This window comes from Chryseobacterium sp. BLS98 (genome assembly GCF_001045445.1).
Classification (GTDB): domain Bacteria; phylum Bacteroidota; class Bacteroidia; order Flavobacteriales; family Weeksellaceae; genus Chryseobacterium.
Map to the genome: position 1 here is coordinate 1132213 of NZ_LFNF01000002.1, position 24221 is coordinate 1156433.

Consider the following 24221-nt stretch of genomic DNA (forward strand, 5'->3'; position numbering starts at 1 on the left):
TCAACAGGTATTTTTCATCATATTATAGTTTTATTATTAAGAATAATATTTAAATGTAAAGCCCCTGCCCCTTTCACATAAAAAGACAGAACTAACAACAATCACTTAAACATTTTAAAGCTAAAAATTAAACCATATTGAAATATTATTGATTTATTGCCCGTTTTTTGCTGATACTATTTTACATCACAAAATATAAAGTCATGAAAAAGCTCCTCATCTTAATCCCTTGTTTCTTGCTTTCAGAAGCAGGCGCACAGGAACTTCAGGCTGTTCCCTCCGAAAAAATGAATATAATCAAGACGAATGTCACAGCCTATGCATTCAGAAATATCAACCTGTCTTACGAAAGAGCAATTAACCAATGGTTCTCTCTCAATATAGGTTTTGGAACTATGACGCAGGGAAAAGTACCCTTTATTAATGCCTTTTTAAAAGATGAAGATGAAAAAAGATTTCAGAATCTGAGGGTAAAAGCCACTAACTTCACTATTGAGCCCAGATTTTACATCGGTAAAGGATACGGAAAAGGTTTTTATTTTGCACCTTATTACCGGTACTCCGACGTCTCTTCCAACAGCTTTGATTTTTATTATGATTATGACGCTATTGATGGAAACACATATCAGATACCGCTTAAAGGCCAGGGAAGCACAAGTGGAAACAGCGGCGGCCTGATGGTAGGCGTACAATTCTTTCTTACTCGAAGCCAGAATCTGGTTTTGGATTTCTGGATTGCAGGCGCCCATTACGGAAGCGGAAAAGGCGACTTTACTATGACCAGCAATTATACACTAACGCCGGAAATGCAGGCTCAACTTAAAAAAGAAATTGAAAACCTTGATATTCCCTTTGTAGATTACACAGTAGAAACCAATGCCAACGGGGCAAAAGTAAAAGTAGACGGGCCGTGGGCAGGCTTCAGAAGTGGATTATCTATTGGGTATAGATTTTAAAAATCATATTTAAATATTATTAAACCGTTTCTTTTTCAGAGACGGTTTATTTATTTGAATTTGTATATTTAGCCTCATATTTTTCAGCATGAAACAAGCTTTATTCTATTTTGCCATCACTGCATGGGCTATAACACTGATTATACATATTTCCACTTTTGCAGATATTAATCTCGCTCAATACGTTCCTATTTTCGTTCTTGGAATCGGAGTTTTTGCCGTTTGGATTCCAACAGTATTCAAGCTTAAAAACAATAAAAACCTGCAGGAATATCAATCTTCTAATATCCTGAACAGGTTAAACCCTGTCGGATTTCAGAATATTCTTTTTAAAGACACCCCCTTTTGGCTGAAATGTCTTGCTATTGGTGGTTTTCTATATGGATTTATTAATTTTTTTCTCTTTATAAACGTTGGAGGCACTACCGGAATTCAGGACGAACAATATGTGCTGCAAAATCACGGGCAGATCATCAAATTTTTAACAGAACAGGAATTCCATCATTATGAAGCCCTGGAAACGAGAGGCATATCAGGACATTTACTGATCTTTTATGGCATTGCTGCCGCCGTGCTATACCCATTTAGCAGTCAGGAAAAAACTGAAGAAAAATTCGTTTAAACGATGACAACAGCTCTTTATCAACTGTAAAATATTGGTGAAATTTGTATATTACCCTCATTAATTGGAGGATTATCCTGAAAAATAATAAACATGAACTCAACTTCCATTACCACAGGCCAGAGAATCAAAGCCATTGTAGGCGGATCTATCGGAAATCTCGTTGAATGGTACGATTGGTATGCCTATGCCGCTTTTGCCATTTATTTTTCAAACTCATTCTTTCCTGATTCTGATATGAATGCCCAGCTGATGAATACAGCAGGTATCTTTGCCGTAGGCTTTTTGATGAGACCAATCGGAGGCTGGGTATTTGGAAGTATTGCCGATAAGATCGGAAGGAAAAAAGCGATGACGCTTTCTGTTTTGCTAATGTCTTTTGGATCGCTTCTTATTGCACTTACTCCAACTTACAAGACTATAGGGATTTTAGCACCTGCCTTATTGCTCCTTGCAAGGTTATTACAAGGATTAAGTGTCGGTGGCGAATATGGTGTTTCTGCCACTTATCTCAGTGAAATGGCCTCAGACAACCGCAGGGGATTCTATTCAAGCTTTCAGTATGTAACGCTGATAGGAGGACAACTGATCGCGTTAGGAATTCAATTGATTCTGCAGAAACTGCTTTTAACGGAAACCCAGCTCGAGGAATGGGGATGGAGAATTCCTTTTGTGATCGGTGCATTACTTTCGGTAATTGCTTTGTATTTAAGAGCCAATCTCCATGAGACCGAAGCTTTTGAAAACAAAAAAGAGGTGAATGAAAAGAAAAAAGGAACAGTGACAGAGCTTCTGAAACACCCTAGAGCCTTGCTTACAGTAGTAGGGCTGACTTTAGGCGGAACCCTGGCATTTTACACCTATACCACTTACATGCAGAAGTTTTTAGTTAATACTGTTCATCTCACCAAAGAACATTCGACGCTGATATCTTTTGTCTCATTATTTATATTTGCCTGTCTGCAGCCTGCTTTCGGAGCACTTTCTGATAAAATCGGAAGAAGACCACTGCTTTTAGGTTTTGGTATCCTTGGTACACTGTTTACTGTACCTCTTCTCACCGCTTTAAGCACCACAACATCGATGTGGACTGCATTTTTCCTGATCATGGCCGCCCTGATTATTGTGAGCGGCTATACTTCTATTAATGCAGTGGTAAAAGCTGAACTTTTTCCTTCAGAGATCAGAGCTCTTGGAGTAGGACTTCCCTATGCCCTTACAGTAGCTATTTTCGGAGGAACAGCCGAATATATTGCGCTTTGGTTCAAACAGTCCGGAACAGAGCCTTACTTCTACTGGTATATTACCGGATGTATTTTGTTTTCCCTGATCGTTTACGCCGGAATGAAAGACACGAAGAAAACCTCAGCACTGGATAAAGATTAGCAAACAAGCCTATAAAATTTGGCGCTGCAGATTCTTTGCGGCGCCAAATTTTATATTTTAATGGTAAGCCTTTTTAAATTTCTCCACCATACTATCCAGATTATGACGCTGGACATACACACTTTTTATTTCCTGGTATCTTGGTGACTTGTAAAAAACCTCATGGAAATCCATGCTTCCGTTCCCTACTTTCACTACTTTCTGTACGTCGATATTCAGTTTTTTTAGCTCGTCTTTAAAGACTTTAAATTCATCTTGTATATTGCTCATTTATATTTTTGGATTTTAATTAAAAAAAATCAACTTTACACTTAGCCCCCTTAAGTTAAGCGGGGCACCCTCTAAATCTGTAATAAAAATAGTGAATTTTTCAATATAATAACAAGTGAAGTGCTATTTTTTTATTCAATTTAATGATTTTCTGTAGATTTTACATTTTTTCATGATTGTTAAATAATTTTAAGCCCATCACTTTTCATAGAAAAAATGTTTGAAAGTCCTGCCAATAAAGGAAAAAGTAATTGTTTTCAATAAACAATACCAATCTCATTGGGTAGATAGTTTTTTCCCGGAAATCTTATTAAAAATCATGTACAGACATGATTTGCAAATAAATTACAGAAAGTAATAAAATTAGAAATTTTCAAACAATTGCAAATATTTTAAAATATTCTGTAACATTTTAAAAAAGAAGATCTCTAAAAGATACATTCACCTTAAAAATTTATAGAAATGAAAAAATACAGAATCTTCTTTATCCTAATGTTAGTTTTTGCTGCAGCATGCAATATATTCGGACAAACTAAGAATTATCCGTTTGAAGTAAAAAAATCAGGCAAAGGAAAACAATCCATTCTTTTCATTCCCGGATTCGCCTCTTCAGGGGAGGTCTGGAATGATGCGACAGCAAAATTTGAAAAAGACTTCACATGTTATACGCTTACTATGGCGGGATTCGCAGGGGTAAAACCACAGCCTGATGCCAGTTTTAAAGGCTGGGAAAAAGAAATTGCAGCTTACATCAAAGATCAGAAAATTGAACACCCCATTATTATCGGGCACAGCATGGGAGGCGGACTGGCTATGGCACTGGCTGCAGACTACCCGGAGCTAATCTCAAAAATAGCTGTTGTAGATACCCTTCCCTGTCTCGCTGCATTATCGGATCCAAACTTTAAAGCTAAAGAGAATAATGACTGTACTGCAACCGTAAATACATTAAAAGCCATGACAGATGAACAATTTAAACAAATGCAAGCCGGTACTATTCCCCGTCTTGTTGCTGATGCTTCTATGCAGGAAACAGTAATCGACTGGAGTATGAAATCGGACAGGACAACGTTCGCAAAAATGTACTGCGATTTCTCCAATACTGATCTCAGGGAAAAAATCCAGCACATACAGTGTCCTACCCTTGTGCTTCTGGAATCTTATTTTGTTAATTTTAAACCGGCTATTGAAAACCAATATAAAAATTTAAAAAACGCCGATATGAGATATGCTTCAAAAGGGCTCCATTTTATTATGTACGACGATAAGGAATGGTATCTGGAACAGTTAAATAACTTCTTATCATCCAAATAATGGTATTTGAGGATATATACGAGCTATACTGGCAGAAGATATTCCGTTTATGTATGGGATATGTCAACAATTCCGAGCTCGCACAGGATCTTGCACAGGAAACATTTATCATTGTCTGGCAGCAGCTTCCGAAATTCAGGCATGAATCTGGTATCGGGACATGGATCTTTAGAATTGCTTCGAATAACTGTTTAAAGCAGATTGAAAAAGAGAAGAGATTCAGTAAAGCAGATCTGCCGGCCAATCTTGAAGAAAAAAAGCAGGAATCTCTGGAACCTCAGATACAGCTTCTTTACCAATTTATTTCGGAGTTGCCGGAGACGGACCGGATTATTATTTCCCTCGAGCTGGAAGAAGTAAAGCAGGCAGAAATTGCAGGTATCGTAGGCTTATCCGAATCGAACATACGGGTAAAGATCCACAGGATAAAAGAAAAATTAACTAAAAGATTCAAAGAAAATGGCTACTAATATAGATTTCAAAAATCTCTGGAAACAGCAAACTGCTGAGAAGCCCAGTATAGAAGAACTGCTTGGCAGACTGAAAAAATTTAAGAATGAAAATATAAGAAAGCTGGTTGTCACCAATATTTTGCTAATCATAACCTGCGTATTCATCGGAATGATATGGTATCATTATCAGCCTCAGATGTTGACAACAAAAATCGGGATTGTATTGGTGATTGTAGCAATGGTTATTTTTTTAATTGCCTATAATCAACTGTTTATGAACTTTTACAGGCTTGACAACAACCTGACTAACAGTGAGTATCTGCAAAGTCTGTATCTGCTGAAAAACAAGCAAAAGTTCATGCAAACCACCATGCTGAACCTGTACTTCATTCTTCTGTTCGCGGGAATCTGTCTTTATATGTATGAATATACATCAAGGATGAAATTCATTTATGCAGTAACAGCATATGTCGTTACTTTAGCATGGATAGCCATTAACTGGTTTTATTTAAGGCCGAAAACTATCAAGAAGCAGCAGGCAAAAATTAACGGATTAATTGATAAATTTGAAGAAATAAACAATCAGTTAAAAGATTAATTTACCAATGAACGATAACAGCAGAAATCACTGGGAAAATGTATATGAAACCAAAACTCCGGACGAGGTAAGCTGGACGCAGGAAAAACCGGAAGTATCACTTGACCTCATCCGTTCCTTCGGATTGGGAAAAGAAGCCAGAATTATTGATATTGGCGGCGGAGACAGCAATCTGGTTGATTTTCTTCTTGAGGAAGAATACGAAAACATTACCGTTCTTGATATTTCTTCCAAAGCCCTGGAAAAAGCAAAGGAAAGATTGGGAGAAAAAGCTGATCAGGTGACATGGATTCATTCAGACATTACGATGTTTGAACCTCCGGAAACTTACGATATCTGGCACGATCGGGCTGCTTTTCACTTTCTGACCCAGGAGGAACAGATTTCAAAATACGTGAGTACAGCCGGGAAATGGGTAACAGGATTTATGATTCTGGGAACTTTTTCAAAAGACGGTCCGAAAAAATGCAGCGGACTGGATATTCAACAATATGACGAAGCTGCATTGTCTGAAAAATTCAGATCAGATTTTACGAAAATCAAATGTTTTACTCAGGATCATACCACTCCTTTTGGAACGGTTCAGAATTTTGTTTTCTGCAGCTTTAAAAAGATATAGCCAAACGAATCCGAAACAGTTATAATAAAAAAGAGCTTCATTCCAAAGCTCTCTTTTTATTTATATTGTTTTATTTCTATTTCTCTTCCTCCATCTCCACTTCATGCCTCAGCTGCGCTTTGTAAAGCGTTGAGTAATAACCGTTCTTGTCAAGAAGCTCAAGATGTTTTCCTTCTTCTACGATTTTACCATGTTCCATTACAATAATTTTATCCGCTTTTTCAATGGTTGAAAGCCTGTGGGCAATGATAATAGATGTTCTGTTTTTGGTAATTTTTTCTGTCGCTCTCTGGATCAGTTTTTCACTTTCGTGGTCTATAGAAGAAGTAGCTTCGTCCAGAATCAGGATTTTAGGGTCTGATAAATAAGCTCTCAGGAAAGATAACAGCTGCCTCTGGCCTAAAGAAATAGAAGAACCTCTTTCACTTACCACAAAATCATAGCCTCCCGGAAGCTGCTCGATAAACTGGTCTACTTCAATTTCTTTTGCTCCGGCCTTTATTTTCTCCAGGGTAATGCTTTCGTCCCCAAAGGCAAGGTTTTCAAAAATACTGCCGTGGAAAAGGAATACATCCTGCAGAACAACCCCGATATGGCTTCTCAGATTATAAAGTTCGTAATCCTTGAGATCTACATCATCAATCCTGATGTTCCCGGAATTAATATCATAAAGTCTCGTGATAAGGCTGATAATCGTAGATTTTCCAGCTCCGGTTGCGCCTACGATGGCTACCGTTTCTCCCGGATTTACTTTAAAATCGATTCCCTTCAATACCTCCTGCTTCTCATCGTAAGCAAAATGCACTTTTTCGAATTCAATTTTACCGTCAAAGTGATCTTTCTTTACCGTTCCCGTATTGGGCATCGCATAATCTTCATCCATTACCCCCAATACTCTTTCCGCTCCTACAATTCCCCTCTGGATATTGTTGAAACGGTCTGCAATCTGCCTTAGCGGACGGATCAGCATGGAAATATACTGGATAAATGCAATAACAACACCGGCACTGATGGTAATATAACCTCCATAAAACAGGATAAACCCAATAAATAAGGAAGAAATAAGCTCTACAACAGGAAAGAATAAAGAAAAAATGAAAACCGTTCTCAGCAAAGCGCTTTTCAGGGTAATATTAATATCATCAAACTTTTTAAATTCAGCTTCCTGCCTGTTGAATACCTGGATAATCGACATTCCGGCCAAACGTTCCTGGACAAAAGAGTTCTGATTAGCCGTCCATGTTCTTTCATCTCCGAAAGCTTTTTTCAGCCTTTTCTGGAAAAATCTGGTAATGACTACCATTAAAGGCAGGATAGCAAGCGTAATATAACTTAAATGCACGTTCGTGCTGAACATCATGACCAAAACAAAGGCAATTCTCAGGATATCCCCGAACACCATAAGGAAACCGTCAGTATAAACGGTAGCAATGGTCTCCACATCTCCCACAGCCCGAGTGACAAGCTGCCCGATGGGAGTTTTGTCGAAAAATGAAGTCCTGAAATAGATCAGCTTGGCATAAAGTCTCTCCCTGATATCCCTGATAACATTCTGTGAAATATAGTTTGAGAAATAAACCAGGAAAAAGTTTAAAACAGTTTCTGCAAAAACCAAACCTACCAGCATGTAGATATGCTTCATCATCAACGCTTTATCCTTCAGCTTGGTGATATCATTATCCACTACCTCCATGGTAAGATAAGGTCTGTAGGTAGAAACTACGGACAGTAATACGGAAATAATCAAAGTAAGGATGAACCAGGACCGGAATTTCATTCCTATAAAGAACAGCCTCTTAACAATTCCCCAAGTATCTTGTTTTTTCATTGTACGATTTGAAGAAAGAATTTTAAATTCTATGCAAAAATAAGACTTTAAAATTTGACAGCCTTTACAAGTTGATCAAATCGTCATAGAAAATTTCAGATAAGGATCATTTACAGTATGAATGAATTAAACCCAATTCTATTCATTTAAAATACTTTTAAATTGCTTTTCCTGAGGCTTTATAATTTTTGGCTGGAAAAACCAATATCCCTATTGTAACTGGTGGCTGAGGCTCTCGAAGCCACCAGCCTATACTATAAATCCTTATCTCCTATTTTTTCAATTTCCAGGGAAGGCTTATTGATGTTTTCTTTTACAAATTTCTTTTCGAGAAGCTTATAAACTCCATACACGGCTGCAATTGAAATGATCCAGCTGACAATACTGATCGGGGAAAAGCCTGTATAGTTCATATTATCTACAGCATCTGGGTCTGTAAGACCTTTATAAATTCCATAAGAAAAACCAAAGACCAGCTGAGTTCCAAGATATATCCCGATTGCCAGAAGCCCATAATGCCATTTTGTTTTCCCAAATCTTTCTGCCAGCTGTGCATAGTATCTGTAGGCTCCGATAAGAATAAAAATTGATAACATAATTTGTGTTTTGTATATTTAACATTTTCAGGCTATCCTGTCTTATGAAAATAATGCAATATTTTCACGGAATAGCCAATCAATTGCTAAAATACCTTTTTTTTCAATGCTGTAAAACAAAAGAACATCCGTAAAATCACGGAAATTTTATGACGGGCTAAAATTCATATCCTACATCTACAAGGAACAGTCCATGTCCCGGAGCTGAAGTTCCGGCAGCATTCCGGTTTTTATCTTCAATAATTTTACGCAGGTCTTCAGGCTTTATTTTACCGCTTCCAATTTCCACCATCGTTCCCACGATAGCACGGACCATATTTCTGAGAAAACGATTCGCTGAAACCGTAAATTTAAGTTCAGTTCCCTCCTGTTCCCATTCTGCTTTGTATATTTTACAGATATTGGTTTTATTGTCGGTTTTTAATTTGGCAAAGCTCGTAAAATCCTCATATTCAAATAAAATTTTACAGGCTTCATTCATTCTGTGGATATCCAGCGGTCTTTTCCAGTGCTGCCATGCCGATTCCTGAGTGAAAGGATTTTTCGCCAGGGAAATATAATATTCATACGTTCTGTAGGTGGCATCAAAACGGGCGTGAAAATCATCTTTTACCTGAAAGACTCTTTTTACAGCAATATCGGGAGGTAAAAAGCTGTTTAGTTTGTACGGCAGATTCATCTTATCCACAGCCTGTTCCGTATCGAAATGGGCAAAGATTTTTTTAGCATGAACGCCCGTATCCGTTCTTCCGGCCCCTGTGGTTTTAATCTCTTCCCTCAAAATGGTTGAAAGTGCTTTTTCCAGCTCCTCCTGTACGGAAATAGCATCCGGCTGTATCTGGTAACCGAAATAATTTTTCCCGTTGTAAGAAAATTCAATAAAGTATCTCAATGTAGTATAATAACTCAACAAAAATACTTTAATTTCATGAAATATTTGTTGAAAAGTCTTTGAGAATATTACACCAATCCATACGAAAATTCCTATTTTTGCAAACGTATGAAAAGATGGTACCTTTATCCTTTTTCCCTCGGTTATCATTTGGCAACGGGTATCCGAAACACAATGTATGATCTGGGCGTTTTTAAAACGACGAAATTCAAAACTCCGATAATCAATGTCGGCAACCTCTCTGTGGGCGGAAGCGGAAAATCGCCTATGGTGATGTATCTTGCCCAATACCTGTCCAAACACTACAGAACAGGGGTTCTTTCGCGTGGTTACGGCAGGCTGACGAAAGGTTATGAAGTAACGAATTACGAAAGCAACTATAAAATCGTAGGTGATGAGGCCATGCAGCTTTTTGAGCGTTTCAAAAACCGTTTTGTTATCGCAGTTTCGGAGGAAAGAGTTCCCGGAGCCAAAAAAGTGATCGAAGATATGGATCTTGACGTCCTTGTTTTAGACGATGCCATGCAGCACAGGGCTATCAAAGCAGGATTTAATATTCTGATGACAGATTTTAATGACCCTTATTTTAAAGACCACCTTCTTCCTGCAGGAGATCTGAGGGAATCCAGAAACGGAGCCAAAAGGGCAGATATCATCATGGTCAGCAAATGTCCTGATGAGCTCACCGAAGAAACCAAACGTTACTATATTTCAAGGATCAGGCCTTCTTATAACCAAAAAGTATTCTTTTCATCCATCGGTTACGACGAAAATGTGTACGGAAAAGACAAAATGCTTCCGGACAACAACCTGAACTATTATGACATCCTTCTGATCACGGGAATTGCCAATCCAAAGCCGCTTCTTGAGCATCTGGCTAAGTTTTCCCAAAGAGTTACCCATTTGAAATTCAGGGATCATCATAATTTTACAGATGACGACATCAAAAAAATCACTGCAGAATATAAAAAACTTGGCGAATACAAACTGATCCTGACCACAGAGAAAGATTATGTACGTCTGAAAACTTTTGACTATCTTAGAGAAATTGTTTACTACTGGCCTATCAATGTCATTATTGATAAAAAGGAAGAATTCAACCAAATCATCTTAGATTATGTTAGAAAAAATTAAGCAGACTGCCGATTTTATTAAAAATACAATCAAAGAAATTCCCGACTTTGCTATCGTTTTAGGGTCTGGTCTGGGGAAACTTCAGGATGAAGTAGAAGCAATTCACATTTTAGACTATCCTGAAATCCCTAATTTCCCTCAAACAACTGTTGCCGGGCACGGAGGAAAGTTAATTTACGGAATTCTCGAAGGCAAAAAAGTCCTGATGATGAGCGGGCGTTTCCATTATTATGAAGGCCATTCCATGGAAACGGTAACTTTTCCCATAAGGGTTTTTCATCTGTTAGGTATCAAAAACCTCATCCTTTCCAATGCCTGCGGCGGTGTCAACCCGGCGTATAATGTGGCAGATATTGTTATTTTGAAAGACCATATCAATATGATGCCTGAACATCCGCTTCGTGGCAAAAATATCGAATCATTCGGGCCGCGTTTTGTGGACATGAGTGAACCGTACAACAGAAAAATGATCGAAACCGCTGAAAAAGCTGCCGCTGACCATGATATTAAAATTCATCAGGGAGTTTACGTGGCTTTGCAGGGGCCTACTTTTGAAACACCCGCAGAGTATGGCATGATCAAAGCTATTGGTGGGGATATGGTAGGAATGAGCACCGTTCCCGAAGTAATTGTTGCCAGACATATGAGCATGGATGTTTTCTGCATCTCTGTGATTACAGATCTCGGCGGGCCGGATATTGCCTTTTCCGTTTCCCATGAAGAAGTTCTGAATGCGGCTAATAAAGCAATGCCAAATGTGATTTCCGTAGTAAAGGGTCTGATCAGAAACTATCAATAGATCTATAGAAATTCTCAATCTCTTAAATTTTTCCTAATTCACAAGAAATCAATCATAAATTGCATTTCATTGTTTAGATTTGTATACATGAAATTGAAAGAATGAAAAAGTTAGCATTAATTCTCGCGATCAGTATTTTTGGGCTGGGCTATGCACAGCAGCAACCGAAAGTACTTAAAACCAGCTTCACCAAAGAAGCTCTGGTACAGCAACTTGAAGATGAGGAAGGCAAAAGCATTACCATCCAGCAGATTCTCGATCACCATAAAGGGAAAGTTTTAGTGATTGATTTCTGGGCCGGATGGTGCAGAGATTGTTTAAAAGCACTTCCAAAAGCTGAGGAACTTGAAAAAAACAATCCGAGTGTAGATTTCGTATTCCTTTCCCTGGAAAGATCCAAAGAAGGTTTTGATAAAAGCCTGGAAAGATTCAATATGAAGGATAAGGATAATTATTGGTTTGCTTCAGGCTGGAAAAATGATTTCAATAATTACATCGACCTCAACTGGATTCCACGATATATGGTTATAGATCAGAAGTCATCTATTGCAAAATACTATGCCATTTCCCCGGAAGATCCGGAACTTCAGCAAACCATTAACCGCCTTTTACAATAATGAATACAAGAGAAGCCACAGAAAAGGATCTGAAGGTTCTGCTTGAATTTGAACAGGGAATCGTTACCGCAGAGAGACCATTCAACAGTACTCTTATCGATGGAGAGATTCATTACTATGATTTGCTTAAACTGATACAGGCTGAAGATGCATTTGTAATTGTTGCTGAAGAAAATGATGAAATAGTAGCATCCGGATATGCAAGAATTAAAGAACCTGATAATAATTACTCTAATTTCTACCGCTATGCTTACCTGGGCTTTATGTATGTAAAACCTGAGCACAGAGGAAAAGGAGTCAACAAATTGATTCTTGATGAACTGATGAGGTGGGCAAAGTCGAAAGACATTTCAGAAGTAAGGCTGGATGTTTATTCTCAAAATGAATCCGCCGTAAAGGCCTATGAAAAAGCCGGATTTGAATCCTTACTCACTACGATGAGGATGAAAATATAATCAGAATTCAATTCAAAAATAAATGAATCCATATCTTTGCGGTATGGATTCTTCTTTTCCCATCCGTAAGATTATTCATGTTGATATGGATGCATTTTATGCTTCTGTGGAGCAGCATGACAATCCCTCGTTAAAGGGAAAACCTATTGCTGTAGGAGGAGAGCATCGTGGTGTGGTTTCGGCGGCAAGTTATGAAGCACGAAAATATGGGGTGCGTTCTGCCATGCCCAGTAAAACAGCTAAAGAAAAATGCCCGCACATTATTTTTGTACACCCTCGTTTTGCAAGGTATAAGGAAATATCAAAACAGATCCGGGAAATTTTTTATGAATATACCGATCTTGTAGAGCCTCTTTCCTTGGATGAAGCCTATCTGGATGTCACAGAAAATAAAAAAGATATAGAATCTGCCAATCAGATTGCGAAGGAAATACGCCAGAAAATATTTGAAAAAACTGGCTTGACCGCCTCTGCCGGAATTTCCGTCAATAAATTCCTGGCCAAAGTAGCATCAGATATCAATAAACCGAATGGCCAGAAAACCATTCATCCGGATAGGATTGAAGGATTTCTTGAAGAGCTTCCGGTAGAAAAATTTTACGGTGTAGGTAAGGTTACGGCTAACAAAATGTTTAGTTTAGGAATTTATAAAGGAAAAGATTTAAAGAAAAAAACACTGGAAGAGCTGGTGAAGCTTTTTGGAAAATCTGGCGCTTACTATTATAATGTGGTACGCGGTATTCATCATTCTGAGGTAAAGCCACACCGCATTCAGAAGAGCGTTGCTGTGGAAAGAACATTTTTTGAGGACCTTTTTGACGATCAGGCCATCAATGAAAAGCTGCAGCATCTTAGCCAGGAACTTCATCAGAGACTGCAGAAGAACAATATTTTAGGAAGGGCTTTAACATTAAAAATCAAGTATAAGGATTTCTCTCTTTTTACAAGAAGTTTCACAAAGGAAGAATACTTTACTTCTCCTGAGCAATATTTTAGTACAGGAAAAAAGCTTTGGGAACTGAGGCCTTTTGATAAGCCTGTAAGGTTACTCGGGCTTTCCCTCTCCCATCTCAATACGGAGGAAAAAAAACAGGTTTCCATTCAACTAAAAATCCCGTTTGAAGAATTCGAGGGCTGAAAGGTGAAAATTTTTCACTATCTTGTAGGAATCAAACCACATTTCTATGAACCAAACAATGATCCAATTTTTCCACTGGTATTCTGAAGGAGACTCAAAATTATGGAAAGAAGCAGAAAAACAGGCTGTATATCTGGCAAAATTAGGAATCACGTCCGTATGGTTTCCCCCTGCCTATAAAGGGACCAACGGAGGATACTCAGTAGGATATGATGCTTATGACCTGTATGATCTCGGTGAATTCGACCAGAAAGGGAGTATTCCTACCAAATACGGTACCAGTAGCGATTATATCAATGCTATCAAGGCTTTAAAGAAAGAAAATATAGAAATCATTGTAGATATTGTCCTGGGGCACAAGGCCGGAGGGGACGAACTGGAGAAATTCAAAGCTGTAAAAGTAGACGAAAACAACAGAGAAAAAGTCATTTCTGATGTTATCGAAATAGAATCCTATACTAAGTTCACATTTCCCGGAAGAGGAAAAAAGTATTCTGATTTTGAATGGAACTTCACTTGTTTCAGCGGCGTCGATTATGCTGAAGGTATGGATTCCCATATTTTTAAAATACAGTCGGAATACGGCAACGACTGGGAAGAGATGATTGATGATGAGAAAGGCAATTACGACTACCTGATGTACAACGATATCGAACACCGTAATCCTTTTGTACGCGAAGAGCTAAACAGTTGGGCAGAATGGTATTTCAACTTGACTGATTTTGACGGAGTAAGACTGGACGCCCTAAAACATATTTCATTTGATTTTTACAAGGAATGGCTGACTTTGCTTCGCTCTAATTCCGGAAAAAATATTTTTGCCGTCGGGGAATACTGGGCTCCGGGACAGCTTAATCTTCTTCAGAGGTACATTGAGGTAACGGAGGGTTGTATGAGCCTTTTTGACAGCTCACTTCAGAACAATTTTCACACAGCTTCCAGGGAAGGTGGTTCTTACGACCTTCGGAGAATCTTCGACGAAACTCTTACACAGGCAGATCCCATGCATTCTGTAAGTCTTGTGGATAACCATGACACCCAGCCTCTTCAGGATCTTGAAGCGCCGGTAGAAGCATGGTTCAAGCCCATAGCTTATGCACTGATTTTGCTTCGTGAGAATGGCTACCCTTGCGTTTTTTATCCTGATCTGTACGGTGCACATTATATTGATAAGGATAAAGAAGGTAACGATCAGGAAATTTTCCTGGAGAAAGTGGATGGTATCGAAGAGCTGCTTAAAACAAGGAAAGATCATGCATATGGTGCGCAAAGGGACTACTTTGAAGATGCTAACTGCCTTGGATGGACCCGCGAGGGAGATGACGGGCATTCAGGATGTGCTGTTGTCCTCAGTAATAAGGAAGCATATAACAAGCCAATGGAAATGGGAAAACAATATGCAGGTAAAAACTTCAAAGACATTCTTAAAAGATCTGAGGAAACGGTAACCATTGATGAAAACGGATGGGGAAATTTTCCGGTTCCTGCAGGAAATGTAAGCGTATGGATTCCTGAGTCTTAAACCGATATATTTATTTTTGAATGTTTATTTTCCGGATTTTTAGAATTTCCGGTCTTTCTGAATGCTCAGAAATATGCCCGCTTCTGGCAAACTCTGCCCAAAGTGCTCTCAGCTTTTTTCCGTTTTCATGAATATAAGACCACGGAATATCTTTAAGCATTGCGGAGGATTCCCAGGCTGATTCATTTCCGAAAATCAGAGGAAGATCAATGCAGTGAGGAGCCCCGACATGACTGTTTTCTAACCCGGAATGAATCCTGAATACATAAACATTTCCCCCTGCTTTTGCATAATTTTCTGCGAATATCTTTGCAGGGGTTCCATAAATGAGCTCAGTAGTTTTTTCAACCGTTTTATCCATGATCTTCAACCCTAATCCTTTTCCAAAATATTTGTTTAAGGCATCCGAGGTTTTAAGGTAAAACGCAGTTTCATCATTATTTAAACCAATCAGCACATCATATTTTTCAGCAACGGCATTCCATTTATCTGTCGATTCCTCTTCTTTGCATAAGGGTGGAAAGCTATACTGGACGCCAAAAGGCATAGCCGCTTTTAAACCATACCTGATAACAGAGGGTACAAATTTTCCGTATTCATCCATCATTTTTAAAACATCAGTTTCATCTTTCAATCCTTCGGTTTTCTTCAGGAATTCGGCGGACATTTTCTGTCTTTTATGACGTAATCCCAACGGCGCACTCTGAATGATCACCCTCTGAAACAACTCTTCAACGCCTTCGGAAATCATAAGATGGGCAATAGCATCACCACCTGACGATTGACCTAACAGGGTAATATTTTCAGGATCACCGCCAAATTCCGAAATATAGGTTTTGATCCATTTTAATGCCTCTATTATATCAAGCAGCCCTAAATTCGGTGGCCTGCTATCATCACCTCCCAAAAAGCCGAAAAGCCCGAGTCTGTAAGAAACGGTAACCACGATGATCTGCTGTTCTTTTACCCATTCACTGGGATCAGAGGTAGGAAGATCACCACATCCGATTTCATGAGAACCCCCATGAATCCATACTACCACAGGAAGTTTTTCATGGTCTGTAAAATGGCCGGGACGGAAGACGGAGAGATACTGTGTTGATTCATCCGGGTTAAAGTTTTCAATATGGGTGGGACCAATCATTCTTTCTACCAGCGGGCTGATAGCCTGCGGGCAGACAGGCGTTTTATCCGGAAAAATAATTTCTGAAGGAGACGGTTGCTCTGCCACAGGTTTTTTAAATCTTTCAGAGCGGGCATAGCGGATGCTTCCGGCTTTGATGATGCCGTTAGTTTTTAAGGCTATAATTTTACCGAAAGAAGTCTGAAAAATGTGGGTTGTAGTCTGTCCAGCTGTCATTTAGAAACTTTGAAAAATTCTGTCTACTAAAATTAATCCAGTTTTTTGAAATGAGAAAATTTTTGCCAGGGTTTTAATGCTAATTAAGAAGCTGTTTAAACTTTATATTCTTTTGTTTAACCACAAAAGGTTTAACACTTAAGTTTTTTTAAGCCAGCTTTATACACAATAAGTAAACCTAAGTTTTAGGAAAATCTTTAATTTTCATCTTATGTGAACTTTTCCTTGGAATCATTTTAAACTTACATAAATGAACTTAAGTATTTTAAAATGAAATCTTTTGTGACTTTTGTGGTTTTGTAAAGCTTAAACGACTTTTAAATTAATATTAAACACAAATGACACTAATTTTAGCACTAATTTTCACGGATGCTATTTTCTATTGTTTTTCAAAATGATCAGTTCAAAGTTTTGTATTCACTAGGGGAAATGCCAACTTTAGTTTTGAATAACCTGGTAAAATGCTGCGGATATTTAAAGCCTAGGTCATAAGAAATTTCACTGATTGATTTTGCAGGATCCAGGATCTGTTCTTTGGCCACGTCGATCAGTTTATTATGAATAAATTCCTGAGCGGAAACGCCTAATTCTTTTTTGATCAGGTCTCCGAAATAATTGGCAGACAGGTTGAGTTTTTCTGCAAAATAATTAACCATTGGAAAGCCTATATTTTTCGGATTGTCAGACTTCAAATAATCATCCACCAGATTTTCAAATTTCCCAATAACTCCCTGGTTCACGTGATCTCTCGTGATAAACTGACGGTCGTAGAAGCGCATACAGTAATTCAAAAATAACTCGATATTATTAACAATCAATGATTTGCTGTGTTTATCGATAGACTGCTCAAGTTCTAACTTTATATTTTTAAAACACTCTAAAATGATTTCCCTCTCTTTTTCAGAAAGATGCAATGCTTCATGCACATCATATGAGAAAAATGAATAATCTTTTATGTTTTTCCCTAAATTGGTTCCTTTGATGAGATCCGGATGAAAGATTAAAGCATAGCCTGCCGGCTGAATCCACTTTCCCTTATTGTAAATTCCATATGTCTGGCCAGGTGCGATGAAAACCAGTGTTCCTTCCTGATAATCATAGCTGTTTTTTCCATAAAACATATCTCCACACATCACATCCTTCAAAAAAACGGTATAAAAACCAAACGTTCTTTTATGCTGGCAAACAGGATCGGATTTTGAAAAATCAATTACGCTAACCAGCGGATGCAGGGTTTCCTGCTTGGCCATTTTATTGTATTCGGATACACTATTATAAATTTCAACTTCCTGATCTTCCATGAATTTCATTTTAATCTTATTCAAAATTACCACTTTCCTGCGTACCTTGTATGCTGTCTGTAAAATTGGTAAGTATTTCGGTAATCTGTATAAGCTGCGTTTATTTAAAAGTATCGATTTTTGTACTGTTATGAAATACTGACAATTCAATCTTATTAACTTAAATTAAAAAAACCAATGAGCACATTAACAGTAAGAGCCTATGGCGCTGAGTCAGCCACGGCAGATCTGAAAGAAATGAATATTGAAAGAAGAACGGCTACGCCCAAAGATGTAGAAATTGAAATTCTATACTGCGGGGTATGTCATTCTGACCTTCATACCGCCAGAAACGACTGGGGCGGATCTTTATATCCTGTAGTTCCGGGACATGAAATTGTGGGAAGAATTACCAACGTAGGAAGTGAAGTTACCAAATTTAAGGTGGGAGACCTTGCAGCAGTAGGATGTATGGTAGATTCCTGCGGGCATTGCGACAGCTGTAAGGAGGATCTTGAGCAATATTGCCTGAATGGATTTACAGGAACATATAACGGAAAAGACAAACATTTAGGAGGACATACTTTTGGAGGTTATTCTCAAAAAGTAGTTGTAGATGAGCATTTCGTTTTAAGCGTACCGGAAAATCTGGATCTGGCAGCAGTAGCACCACTTCTTTGTGCCGGTATTACAACATGGTCACCGCTAAGACACTGGAATGTTGGTCCGAACTCTAAAGTTGCGGTAGTAGGCTTAGGTGGACTGGGACATATGGCTATTAAATTAGCAAAAGGATTAGGTGCGGAAGTTACTTTGTTTTCAAGAACTCCGGGAAAAACTGAAGATGCTAAGCAGCTGGGAGCTGACCATGTGGTTATTTCTACAGACGATGCACAAATGGATACTGTAAAAGGTAAATTCGACCTGATCATCGATACGGTTCCTTATGAACATGAAATCAATCCTTATATGCAGACGCTTAGTCTGAACGGAACTCTTGTTCTTGTAGGATTTGTTGGGGAATTCCAGAACGCTGAAGTAAGCACAAGACCTATGATTTTCCAACGCCGTTCTGTTGCCGGATCGTTAATCGGCGGTATTGCCGAAACTCAGGAACTGTTGGATTTCTGTGGAAAACATAATATTGTTTCGGAAATTGAACTGATCAAGATGCAGGATATTAATCAGGCTTATGAAAGAATGATTAAGAGTGATGTAAAGTACCGTTTCGTTATTGACATGCAGTCTTTATAATATTTTCTTCGGTCAAATAAAAAAGACTCTTCATACGAAGGGTCTTTTTATATTAATAAGCTTTTTTCATATCCTGAAAAGCCCAGTCTGCCATTGCATCAATTACCGGAGCCAGTTTAAGACCGGCATTACTCAATTCATAAGTAACGTGAGGCGGTACTACAGGTTTTGCAGTTCTGATAATCAATCCATCAGCTTCCAGTTGTTTAAGATGCTGGATCAGCATTTTTTCCGTTACTTCCGGTATTGCTCTTTTTAGTTCGCTGTATCTTTTCTTTCCCGTGTAAAGATTGAACAGGATAATCGGTTTCCAAAAGCCACCTATTTTTTCCATTACATACATTACAGGGCATTGCTCCAATACACTTTTTCTGTTTTGCTGAATCGTTGAACTTTCTTTAATTGCTGCCATGATACATACTTTAGGGTAAGTACTTGTATAAAAGTAAGTACAAATATAACTTTGTATCAGTAAATAAACAACATTTAATATGAAAATTATCGTAACAGGTTCTTTAGGGAATACAGCCAAACCATTAGCACAGCAATTGATTGCAGAAGGACATGATATTACAGTAATCAGCAGCAGTGAAGCAAAGAAAAGTGAAATTGAAGCTTTGGGAGCAAAAGCAGCCATCGGTTCTATTACCGATACTGATTTCCTGGTGAAAACATTTGAAGGTGCAGATGCCGTATTTGCCATGACTCCTCCGATTATGGGTGAAACCAATATTGTAGAAAATACAGCCAGTGCAGGAAAAAATTATGCTGAAGCCGTTACAAAAGCCAACGTAAAAAAGGTTGTCATGCTAAGCAGTGTAGGTGCTGATTCTCCTGTGGAAAACGGCCCGATTAAAGGACTTCATCATATTGAAAAGATCTATAATGAACTGGAAAATACTTCTGTCACTTTTTTGAGGGCAGGTTATTTCTACATTAATTTTTTCAATGATATTCCATTAATTAAAAATGCGGGAATTATTGGTGGAAATTATCCTGATCATGTATCTATTCCATTGGTACATCCTACCGATATTGCTAAGGCAGCAGCTGAAGAACTAGTAAAAAATACAACAGGGAAAAATGTCCGTTATGTTGTAAGTGATTCGCGCGTGCCGGCAGATTTTGCAAAAATTTTAGGTTCTGCTACCGGAAATCCGGAGTTACCATGGGTGGAGTTTACAGATGAGCAGTCTTTTGAAGGAATGGTACAGGCAGGACTTCCAAAAGAAATGGCTGAGTTGTATGTGGAAATGGGCAGAGGAATGAGAACAGGTGTTGTTCAGAAGGATTTCATTGAGCAGGGATCTCCGGTAGACGGCGAAACTAAATTAGAGGATTTCGCTAAAGAATTTGCTTCTAAGTTTTAATTTTGGTTTTCTATAAAACAGTTTCGGCGGACCTTTGGTCCGCCGAAACTTTATCTTCAATAAGCTATTCAAATAAAAGAACAGCCTGAAATAAATTACTTTTTTTCCTTCAAAGTTCCTTTTAAAACTTTTATTTTCCCATCAATAGGCTGATCGATTTTTAATCCCAGGATTTCAGCAACCAAGGGATAAACATTGACATTGGAAAATTCATCCACCACTACATTATTTCTGAACTGTGGCCCCCAGGCAAAGAAAGTAGCCTTCATTTCGGGAACCAGCCTTGGATTATAACCATGTTTTCCTACTGATGTTTTTTTTCCTTTTTCCAGGAAAATCTTAGGAGCTTTTGGAATAAGAAGGATCTGGCCTATCCTTCCGTATTGATCATCTTTAGTACCGAAATGCAGGTATTTAGGAAGTCTTTTATCTAAATATACTTCGTAATCATCTGTTTTTCCTGCTTTAAGCTCTTTGTATACCGATTGTACTTCATCAGGATTCTTGACTACCACTCTCAATAATGTCTGGGAATTATAAAAATCGAATCTGTCTTTATTAAAAAGTATGGCCGGAATTTCCAAAGGAGCTCCGCCATCTACTTTTATCATTCCATGGTCCGAAACAAAAACGAAATTTACATTTTTCAGTTCCAGATTATTGACTTTCTGAACCAGATCTCCTATGGCACGGTCTATCAGGTGAACAGCTTCTTCTGTTTCTTTAGCCTCGGGGCCGAAGTGATGTCCGCTTCCGTCCACTTCAGGAAAGTACAGTGAAATAAAATGAGGTCTCTTATCCATCGGTAATTTCAGCCAATCGATGACTTTATCAACCTTTTCGGAAGGTGTGAATTTTTCATGATAAGGATAATAATAGGTCGGTCTTTTCCCCCCCGCATCACTGGCAGAGCCTACCCACATCATAGAAGCCGAGATCATTCCCTGTTTTTCAGCCAGTCCCCATAAAGGTGTTCCGCCATACCAGCTTCCGTCTTCAGCATTTTTTTTGTCGCTCATGGCATAAAACTCTTTTCTTTTGTAATCGTAGAAAAAATTATCGATCAGGCCATGATGTGAAGGATATAAACCGGTAGCCAGGCTCCAGTGGTTAGGAAATGTTATACTTGGATAGCTGGGAATCATTGCTTTTGCCTGAACTCCTTCATTGGAAAGCTTTAAGAGGTTTTCTGCGTTGTATTTTTTAGCATAATCATAGCGGAAGCCATCCGTTGAGATCATGATCACATAGGGTTTCGTCTGGGCATCAACACTGTTGTACCGGTTAGGAATAACGATCTGGGCGGTATCCACCGGTGCTTTCTGGGCAAAAAGTGTTAAAGAAAAAATAAGCAGTAAAAAATGCAGTCCTCGCTTCATTATAAAAATTTTAGCAAAGTTACGGTCTAAATTTCTCCCGGAAAAGCTTATAAGATTAAAAGTATATTAAAACAGATGAAAAGTTTAAAATCAGGTTCTTTTAATTCTTTTTTAACAAAAAAACACCTCCGGTTATCGGAGGTATTAATAAGCAATATTTTACATTTGATTATTCTTTAATCAGCTTTTCATAAGTCAGGTTTCCATCTTTCAGGGTGATCTCAAAATAATAAATTCCCGGTTTCAGGTCTCCTACATTGATGGTTTCTCCGTCAGGTTTTACAGATTTTATTTTTCTTCCTGCAGATTCATAAATGTCAACAGATTTTATTTTATCTGCATTTTTAATGGTTACGGTTTCTCTGGCCGGATTTGGATAAAGAACGACTTTATTGTTTACCGCTTCCACATCATTGGTTCCCAACACGGCAAAAGATCCGCTGGTAACTGATGTATTAGCAGCTCCTCCATGCGGGGTTATTGTTAAACCTGCCGTTCCTGTAATTACACATTTGGCACTGATACTGGTTGCAGTAGCGTAATTAAACTGATTGTCGTCTGCACCGTCTGCTGTTGTCATATTCCGTTCATAAGCCATTGAAACTGTGGATCCTGATATTGTTGGCGCATTGATTACCGTCCAATCCTGAGTATCAGCATCATAGACTCCGATTCCTCCCAGATGTCTGTCGACAAAGCCTTCACTACTGTACGTCAAAGCATCCGTGGGAGCTCCGGACATCCCGGAATTGGCAGCGCTTCTGAATGTAAACCCAAACCATCGGTCGGAAGGTCCCGTAAGATCCAGTCGAACTTTATTTGTTGTATTATTCAGGGTAATTTTGCCCGTTACTGTTCTTGTACCCACCGTACATGTCATAACTCCTGTGGACTTTTGCTGTGAAAAGGCTAAAAATCCTACGATTAATAGTAAAGAAGATAGTACTTTTTTCATGCCTAATTTTTTAATAAGTTAATGATTTCGTGATTTTTAGAAAATATAGCATATTCAAATGCCGTTTTGCCTTTTTTATCGGCTAATTCTTTATTAGCTTTACTTTTCAAAAGGCTTTCTACCAGATCTTTATCTTGAAGCTGAACGGCATATATCAACGGGGTAGTTCCGTTCGCATCTGCAAGGTTGGGATCGGCTCCACTCGCCAGGAGTTTTTGGGTGAGAACCTTATTTCCTTTAAAAACAGCAGCGGTAAGTGCGGAGCCCTGAGCACTGCCATAATTAATATCTTTTACTTTATCCATTAAAAAATCGGCCACCTGGTCGTTGCCTCTGTAACACGCAAGAATAAGCGGGGAAAAACCATTTTCATTCGGTTTGTTGATGATATCCGGATCTTTTTTCATGAGTTCTTTCACCTCAGCTACTGTTCCGCTTCTGGCAATATCAAATATTGATTTCACTTTTTCCTGGGCAGACGTAAGAGAAAAGCCCAGGAGAAGACTTATGATGAAGATGATGTTTCTCATTGTTTTATCATTACATAATTGTATTCTACATTAACGCTTTCAGCAATCTTTTTGGTCACCATTTTCGGGATCGTCACCTTGTAATCGACCGGTCTTGCCACAAAGCTTCCCTGCATATATATTTTCCCGTCTTTAGCGTAAATGGAGGCTGAAGAAGAAACTGCCTTATCTACTCCATGAAAATTCAGGGTTCCCTGAACGGTATATTTCTGTGGTGAAGCGGTAAGTTTTGTTTTATCAAAATTCACCACTTTGCCTTTGAAGGTCGCTTTAGGGTATTTTGCTGTTTCTGCATAGCTTTCGTTGAAGTGCTCTTCCATTAATTTGGTTTTAAAATGGAAGTTTTTCACTGCAGAAACTGATGCCATTTCACCGTTATCCGCATTGAGAACAACAACGTTATTGTCATCTTTAGCGTAAACATCTTCGAACAGGGGCACGGATGCCTCAAAGGTTACACTGCCTGTTTTGGAGCTGTATTTCTGGGCTGAAACAAAGCCTGTAAAGAACAGCATACCGCTTATTAATACTAATGTTTTCATATCAAATATTTTTAATTTTCAGCAAGCCCGTCGGCTTTCCATTTTATGAAGGTGTTAATCTGGGTCTGGGATAAAGATCCGCCCTGGGGCATTTTTCCCGGATCTCCGTTAGGTCTCTGTATCCTGTCGAGAATACCGTCAATATTGTTTTTTACATCGGTATAGGTTGTAAGGGGTTTAAAGCTTCCCGCGGAATGGCACCCGATACAGTTGTTGTCAACAATTGATTTTACCTCGGAATTGTATTTAACAGTCACGGTGATCGGTGTCTGATCCGAAATTTCCTCATAGGTTCTGCTGTCACAAGCAGTAAACAGGGCAGCTGATGATAGTAGGTATAGTATCTTTTTCAT

At 38.5% G+C, this 24221-nt stretch carries 27 protein-coding genes; 15 read left to right on the plus strand and 12 right to left on the minus strand.

What is annotated here, in order from left to right:
• The first annotated feature begins 203 nt into the window (after positions 1–203).
• The 3 genes from ACM40_RS10130 (at position 204) to ACM40_RS10140 (ending at position 2964) form a co-directional block, all read left to right on the plus strand.
• Positions 204–956 carry a DUF3575 domain-containing protein gene (locus ACM40_RS10130; RefSeq protein ID WP_048502668.1) on the plus strand — a complete coding sequence of 251 codons (753 nt, stop codon included), beginning with the start codon at positions 204–206 and terminating at the stop codon, positions 954–956.
• An 88-nt stretch (positions 957–1044) separates the two neighbouring features.
• The gene (locus ACM40_RS10135; protein WP_048502669.1) at positions 1045–1578 is read left to right on the plus strand and encodes a hypothetical protein; all 534 of its coding nucleotides are present in this window, start codon (positions 1045–1047) and stop codon (positions 1576–1578) included.
• Between the two features lie 93 nt (positions 1579–1671).
• Complete coding sequence (locus tag ACM40_RS10140; protein WP_048502670.1) at positions 1672–2964, plus strand: MFS transporter; 1293 nt, start codon at positions 1672–1674, stop codon at positions 2962–2964.
• A 57-nt stretch (positions 2965–3021) separates the two neighbouring features.
• On the opposite strand, the gene ACM40_RS10145 is transcribed toward ACM40_RS10140, so the two are convergent.
• A complete protein-coding gene (locus ACM40_RS10145; RefSeq protein ID WP_040997349.1) occupies positions 3022–3234 on the minus strand; it encodes a hypothetical protein in 213 nt (70 codons plus the stop codon).
• Between the two features lie 462 nt (positions 3235–3696).
• Between ACM40_RS10145 and ACM40_RS10150 the strand changes: the two genes are divergently transcribed.
• Genes ACM40_RS10150 through ACM40_RS10165 form a run of 4 tightly spaced genes read left to right on the plus strand, consistent with a single transcriptional unit; the run spans position 3697 to position 6217 of the window.
• A complete protein-coding gene (locus tag ACM40_RS10150) occupies positions 3697–4548 on the plus strand; it encodes an alpha/beta fold hydrolase (protein ID WP_048502671.1) in 852 nt (283 codons plus the stop codon).
• Positions 4548–5018, plus strand: a complete 471-nt coding sequence (locus ACM40_RS10155) for an RNA polymerase sigma factor (protein ID WP_048502672.1) — start codon at positions 4548–4550, stop codon at positions 5016–5018. Before ACM40_RS10150 ends, ACM40_RS10155 begins: the two co-directional genes overlap by 1 nt.
• Positions 5008–5598, plus strand: coding sequence for a hypothetical protein (locus tag ACM40_RS10160; RefSeq protein ID WP_048502673.1), 591 nt, complete (start codon positions 5008–5010; stop codon positions 5596–5598). Before ACM40_RS10155 ends, ACM40_RS10160 begins: the two co-directional genes overlap by 11 nt.
• Before the next feature lie 7 nt (positions 5599–5605).
• On the plus strand, positions 5606–6217 hold the full coding sequence (locus ACM40_RS10165; protein ID WP_048502674.1) for a class I SAM-dependent methyltransferase: 612 nt from the start codon (positions 5606–5608) through the stop codon (positions 6215–6217).
• Positions 6218–6293: 76 nt separating this feature from the next.
• Here ACM40_RS10165 and ACM40_RS10170 read toward each other — a convergent pair whose 3' ends face one another.
• The 3 genes from ACM40_RS10170 to truA form a co-directional block, all read right to left on the minus strand.
• Positions 6294–8045, minus strand: a complete 1752-nt coding sequence (locus tag ACM40_RS10170; RefSeq protein ID WP_048502675.1) for an ABC transporter ATP-binding protein — start codon at positions 8043–8045, stop codon at positions 6294–6296.
• A 254-nt stretch (positions 8046–8299) separates the two neighbouring features.
• Entirely contained in the window at positions 8300–8641 is a 342-nt protein-coding gene (locus ACM40_RS10175) for a hypothetical protein (protein ID WP_048502676.1), read from the minus strand.
• 157 nt (positions 8642–8798) lie between these two features.
• On the minus strand, positions 8799–9554 hold the full coding sequence (gene truA, locus ACM40_RS10180; protein ID WP_228376165.1) for a tRNA pseudouridine(38-40) synthase TruA: 756 nt from the start codon (positions 9552–9554) through the stop codon (positions 8799–8801).
• An 87-nt stretch (positions 9555–9641) separates the two neighbouring features.
• On the opposite strand from truA, the gene lpxK reads away from it, so the two are divergent.
• The 6 genes from lpxK (at position 9642) to ACM40_RS10210 (ending at position 15198) form a co-directional block, all read left to right on the plus strand.
• Positions 9642–10667 (plus strand): tetraacyldisaccharide 4'-kinase, encoded by a 1026-nt coding sequence (lpxK, locus tag ACM40_RS10185; protein WP_048502678.1) that lies wholly within the window; start codon positions 9642–9644, stop codon positions 10665–10667.
• Positions 10651–11466, plus strand: coding sequence for a purine-nucleoside phosphorylase (locus ACM40_RS10190; protein WP_048502679.1), 816 nt, complete (start codon positions 10651–10653; stop codon positions 11464–11466). The genes lpxK and ACM40_RS10190 overlap by 17 nt, the downstream gene beginning before the upstream one ends.
• 101 nt (positions 11467–11567) lie before the next feature.
• On the plus strand, positions 11568–12083 hold the full coding sequence (locus ACM40_RS10195; RefSeq protein WP_048502680.1) for a TlpA family protein disulfide reductase: 516 nt from the start codon (positions 11568–11570) through the stop codon (positions 12081–12083).
• Positions 12083–12538 carry a GNAT family N-acetyltransferase gene (locus tag ACM40_RS10200; protein WP_185097185.1) on the plus strand — a complete coding sequence of 152 codons (456 nt, stop codon included), beginning with the start codon at positions 12083–12085 and terminating at the stop codon, positions 12536–12538. Before ACM40_RS10195 ends, ACM40_RS10200 begins: the two co-directional genes overlap by 1 nt.
• A 43-nt stretch (positions 12539–12581) precedes the next feature.
• Complete coding sequence (dinB, locus tag ACM40_RS10205; protein WP_048502682.1) at positions 12582–13676, plus strand: DNA polymerase IV; 1095 nt, start codon at positions 12582–12584, stop codon at positions 13674–13676.
• A 58-nt stretch (positions 13677–13734) separates the two neighbouring features.
• Positions 13735–15198: an alpha-amylase gene (locus tag ACM40_RS10210; RefSeq protein WP_228376166.1), complete on the plus strand. Its 1464-nt coding sequence runs from the start codon at positions 13735–13737 to the stop codon at positions 15196–15198.
• 10 nt (positions 15199–15208) lie between these two features.
• Here the strand turns inward: ACM40_RS10210 and ACM40_RS10215 are convergent, their stop codons facing one another.
• On the minus strand, positions 15209–16558 hold the full coding sequence (locus tag ACM40_RS10215) for a carboxylesterase family protein (RefSeq protein ID WP_048502684.1): 1350 nt from the start codon (positions 16556–16558) through the stop codon (positions 15209–15211).
• Between the two features lie 398 nt (positions 16559–16956).
• On the minus strand, positions 16957–17859 hold the full coding sequence (locus ACM40_RS10220; protein ID WP_048502891.1) for a helix-turn-helix domain-containing protein: 903 nt from the start codon (positions 17857–17859) through the stop codon (positions 16957–16959).
• A gap of 177 nt (positions 17860–18036) precedes the next feature.
• Between ACM40_RS10220 and ACM40_RS10225 the strand changes: the two genes are divergently transcribed.
• Positions 18037–19092, plus strand: a complete 1056-nt coding sequence (locus ACM40_RS10225; protein ID WP_083996824.1) for an NAD(P)-dependent alcohol dehydrogenase — start codon at positions 18037–18039, stop codon at positions 19090–19092.
• A gap of 52 nt (positions 19093–19144) precedes the next feature.
• On the opposite strand, the gene ACM40_RS10230 is transcribed toward ACM40_RS10225, so the two are convergent.
• On the minus strand, positions 19145–19504 hold the full coding sequence (locus tag ACM40_RS10230) for a winged helix-turn-helix transcriptional regulator (RefSeq protein WP_048502685.1): 360 nt from the start codon (positions 19502–19504) through the stop codon (positions 19145–19147).
• Positions 19505–19583: 79 nt separating this feature from the next.
• Between ACM40_RS10230 and ACM40_RS10235 the strand changes: the two genes are divergently transcribed.
• Positions 19584–20462, plus strand: a complete 879-nt coding sequence (locus ACM40_RS10235; protein ID WP_048502686.1) for an NAD(P)H-binding protein — start codon at positions 19584–19586, stop codon at positions 20460–20462.
• A 95-nt stretch (positions 20463–20557) separates the two neighbouring features.
• On the opposite strand, the gene ACM40_RS10240 is transcribed toward ACM40_RS10235, so the two are convergent.
• The 5 genes from ACM40_RS10240 to ACM40_RS10260 all read right to left on the minus strand — a co-directional run bounded on the left by ACM40_RS10240 (position 20558) and on the right by ACM40_RS10260 (position 24221).
• Positions 20558–21841: an ectonucleotide pyrophosphatase/phosphodiesterase gene (locus tag ACM40_RS10240; RefSeq protein ID WP_048502687.1), complete on the minus strand. Its 1284-nt coding sequence runs from the start codon at positions 21839–21841 to the stop codon at positions 20558–20560.
• A 169-nt stretch (positions 21842–22010) separates the two neighbouring features.
• The gene (locus ACM40_RS10245) at positions 22011–22796 is read right to left on the minus strand and encodes a T9SS type A sorting domain-containing protein (RefSeq protein WP_083996825.1); all 786 of its coding nucleotides are present in this window, start codon (positions 22794–22796) and stop codon (positions 22011–22013) included.
• A 2-nt stretch (positions 22797–22798) separates the two neighbouring features.
• Positions 22799–23326: an ankyrin repeat domain-containing protein gene (locus ACM40_RS10250; RefSeq protein WP_048502689.1), complete on the minus strand. Its 528-nt coding sequence runs from the start codon at positions 23324–23326 to the stop codon at positions 22799–22801.
• Positions 23323–23868, minus strand: coding sequence for a YceI family protein (locus ACM40_RS10255; protein ID WP_048502690.1), 546 nt, complete (start codon positions 23866–23868; stop codon positions 23323–23325). Before ACM40_RS10255 ends, ACM40_RS10250 begins: the two co-directional genes overlap by 4 nt.
• Positions 23869–23879: 11 nt before the next feature.
• The gene (locus tag ACM40_RS10260) at positions 23880–24221 is read right to left on the minus strand and encodes a c-type cytochrome (protein WP_165579300.1); all 342 of its coding nucleotides are present in this window, start codon (positions 24219–24221) and stop codon (positions 23880–23882) included.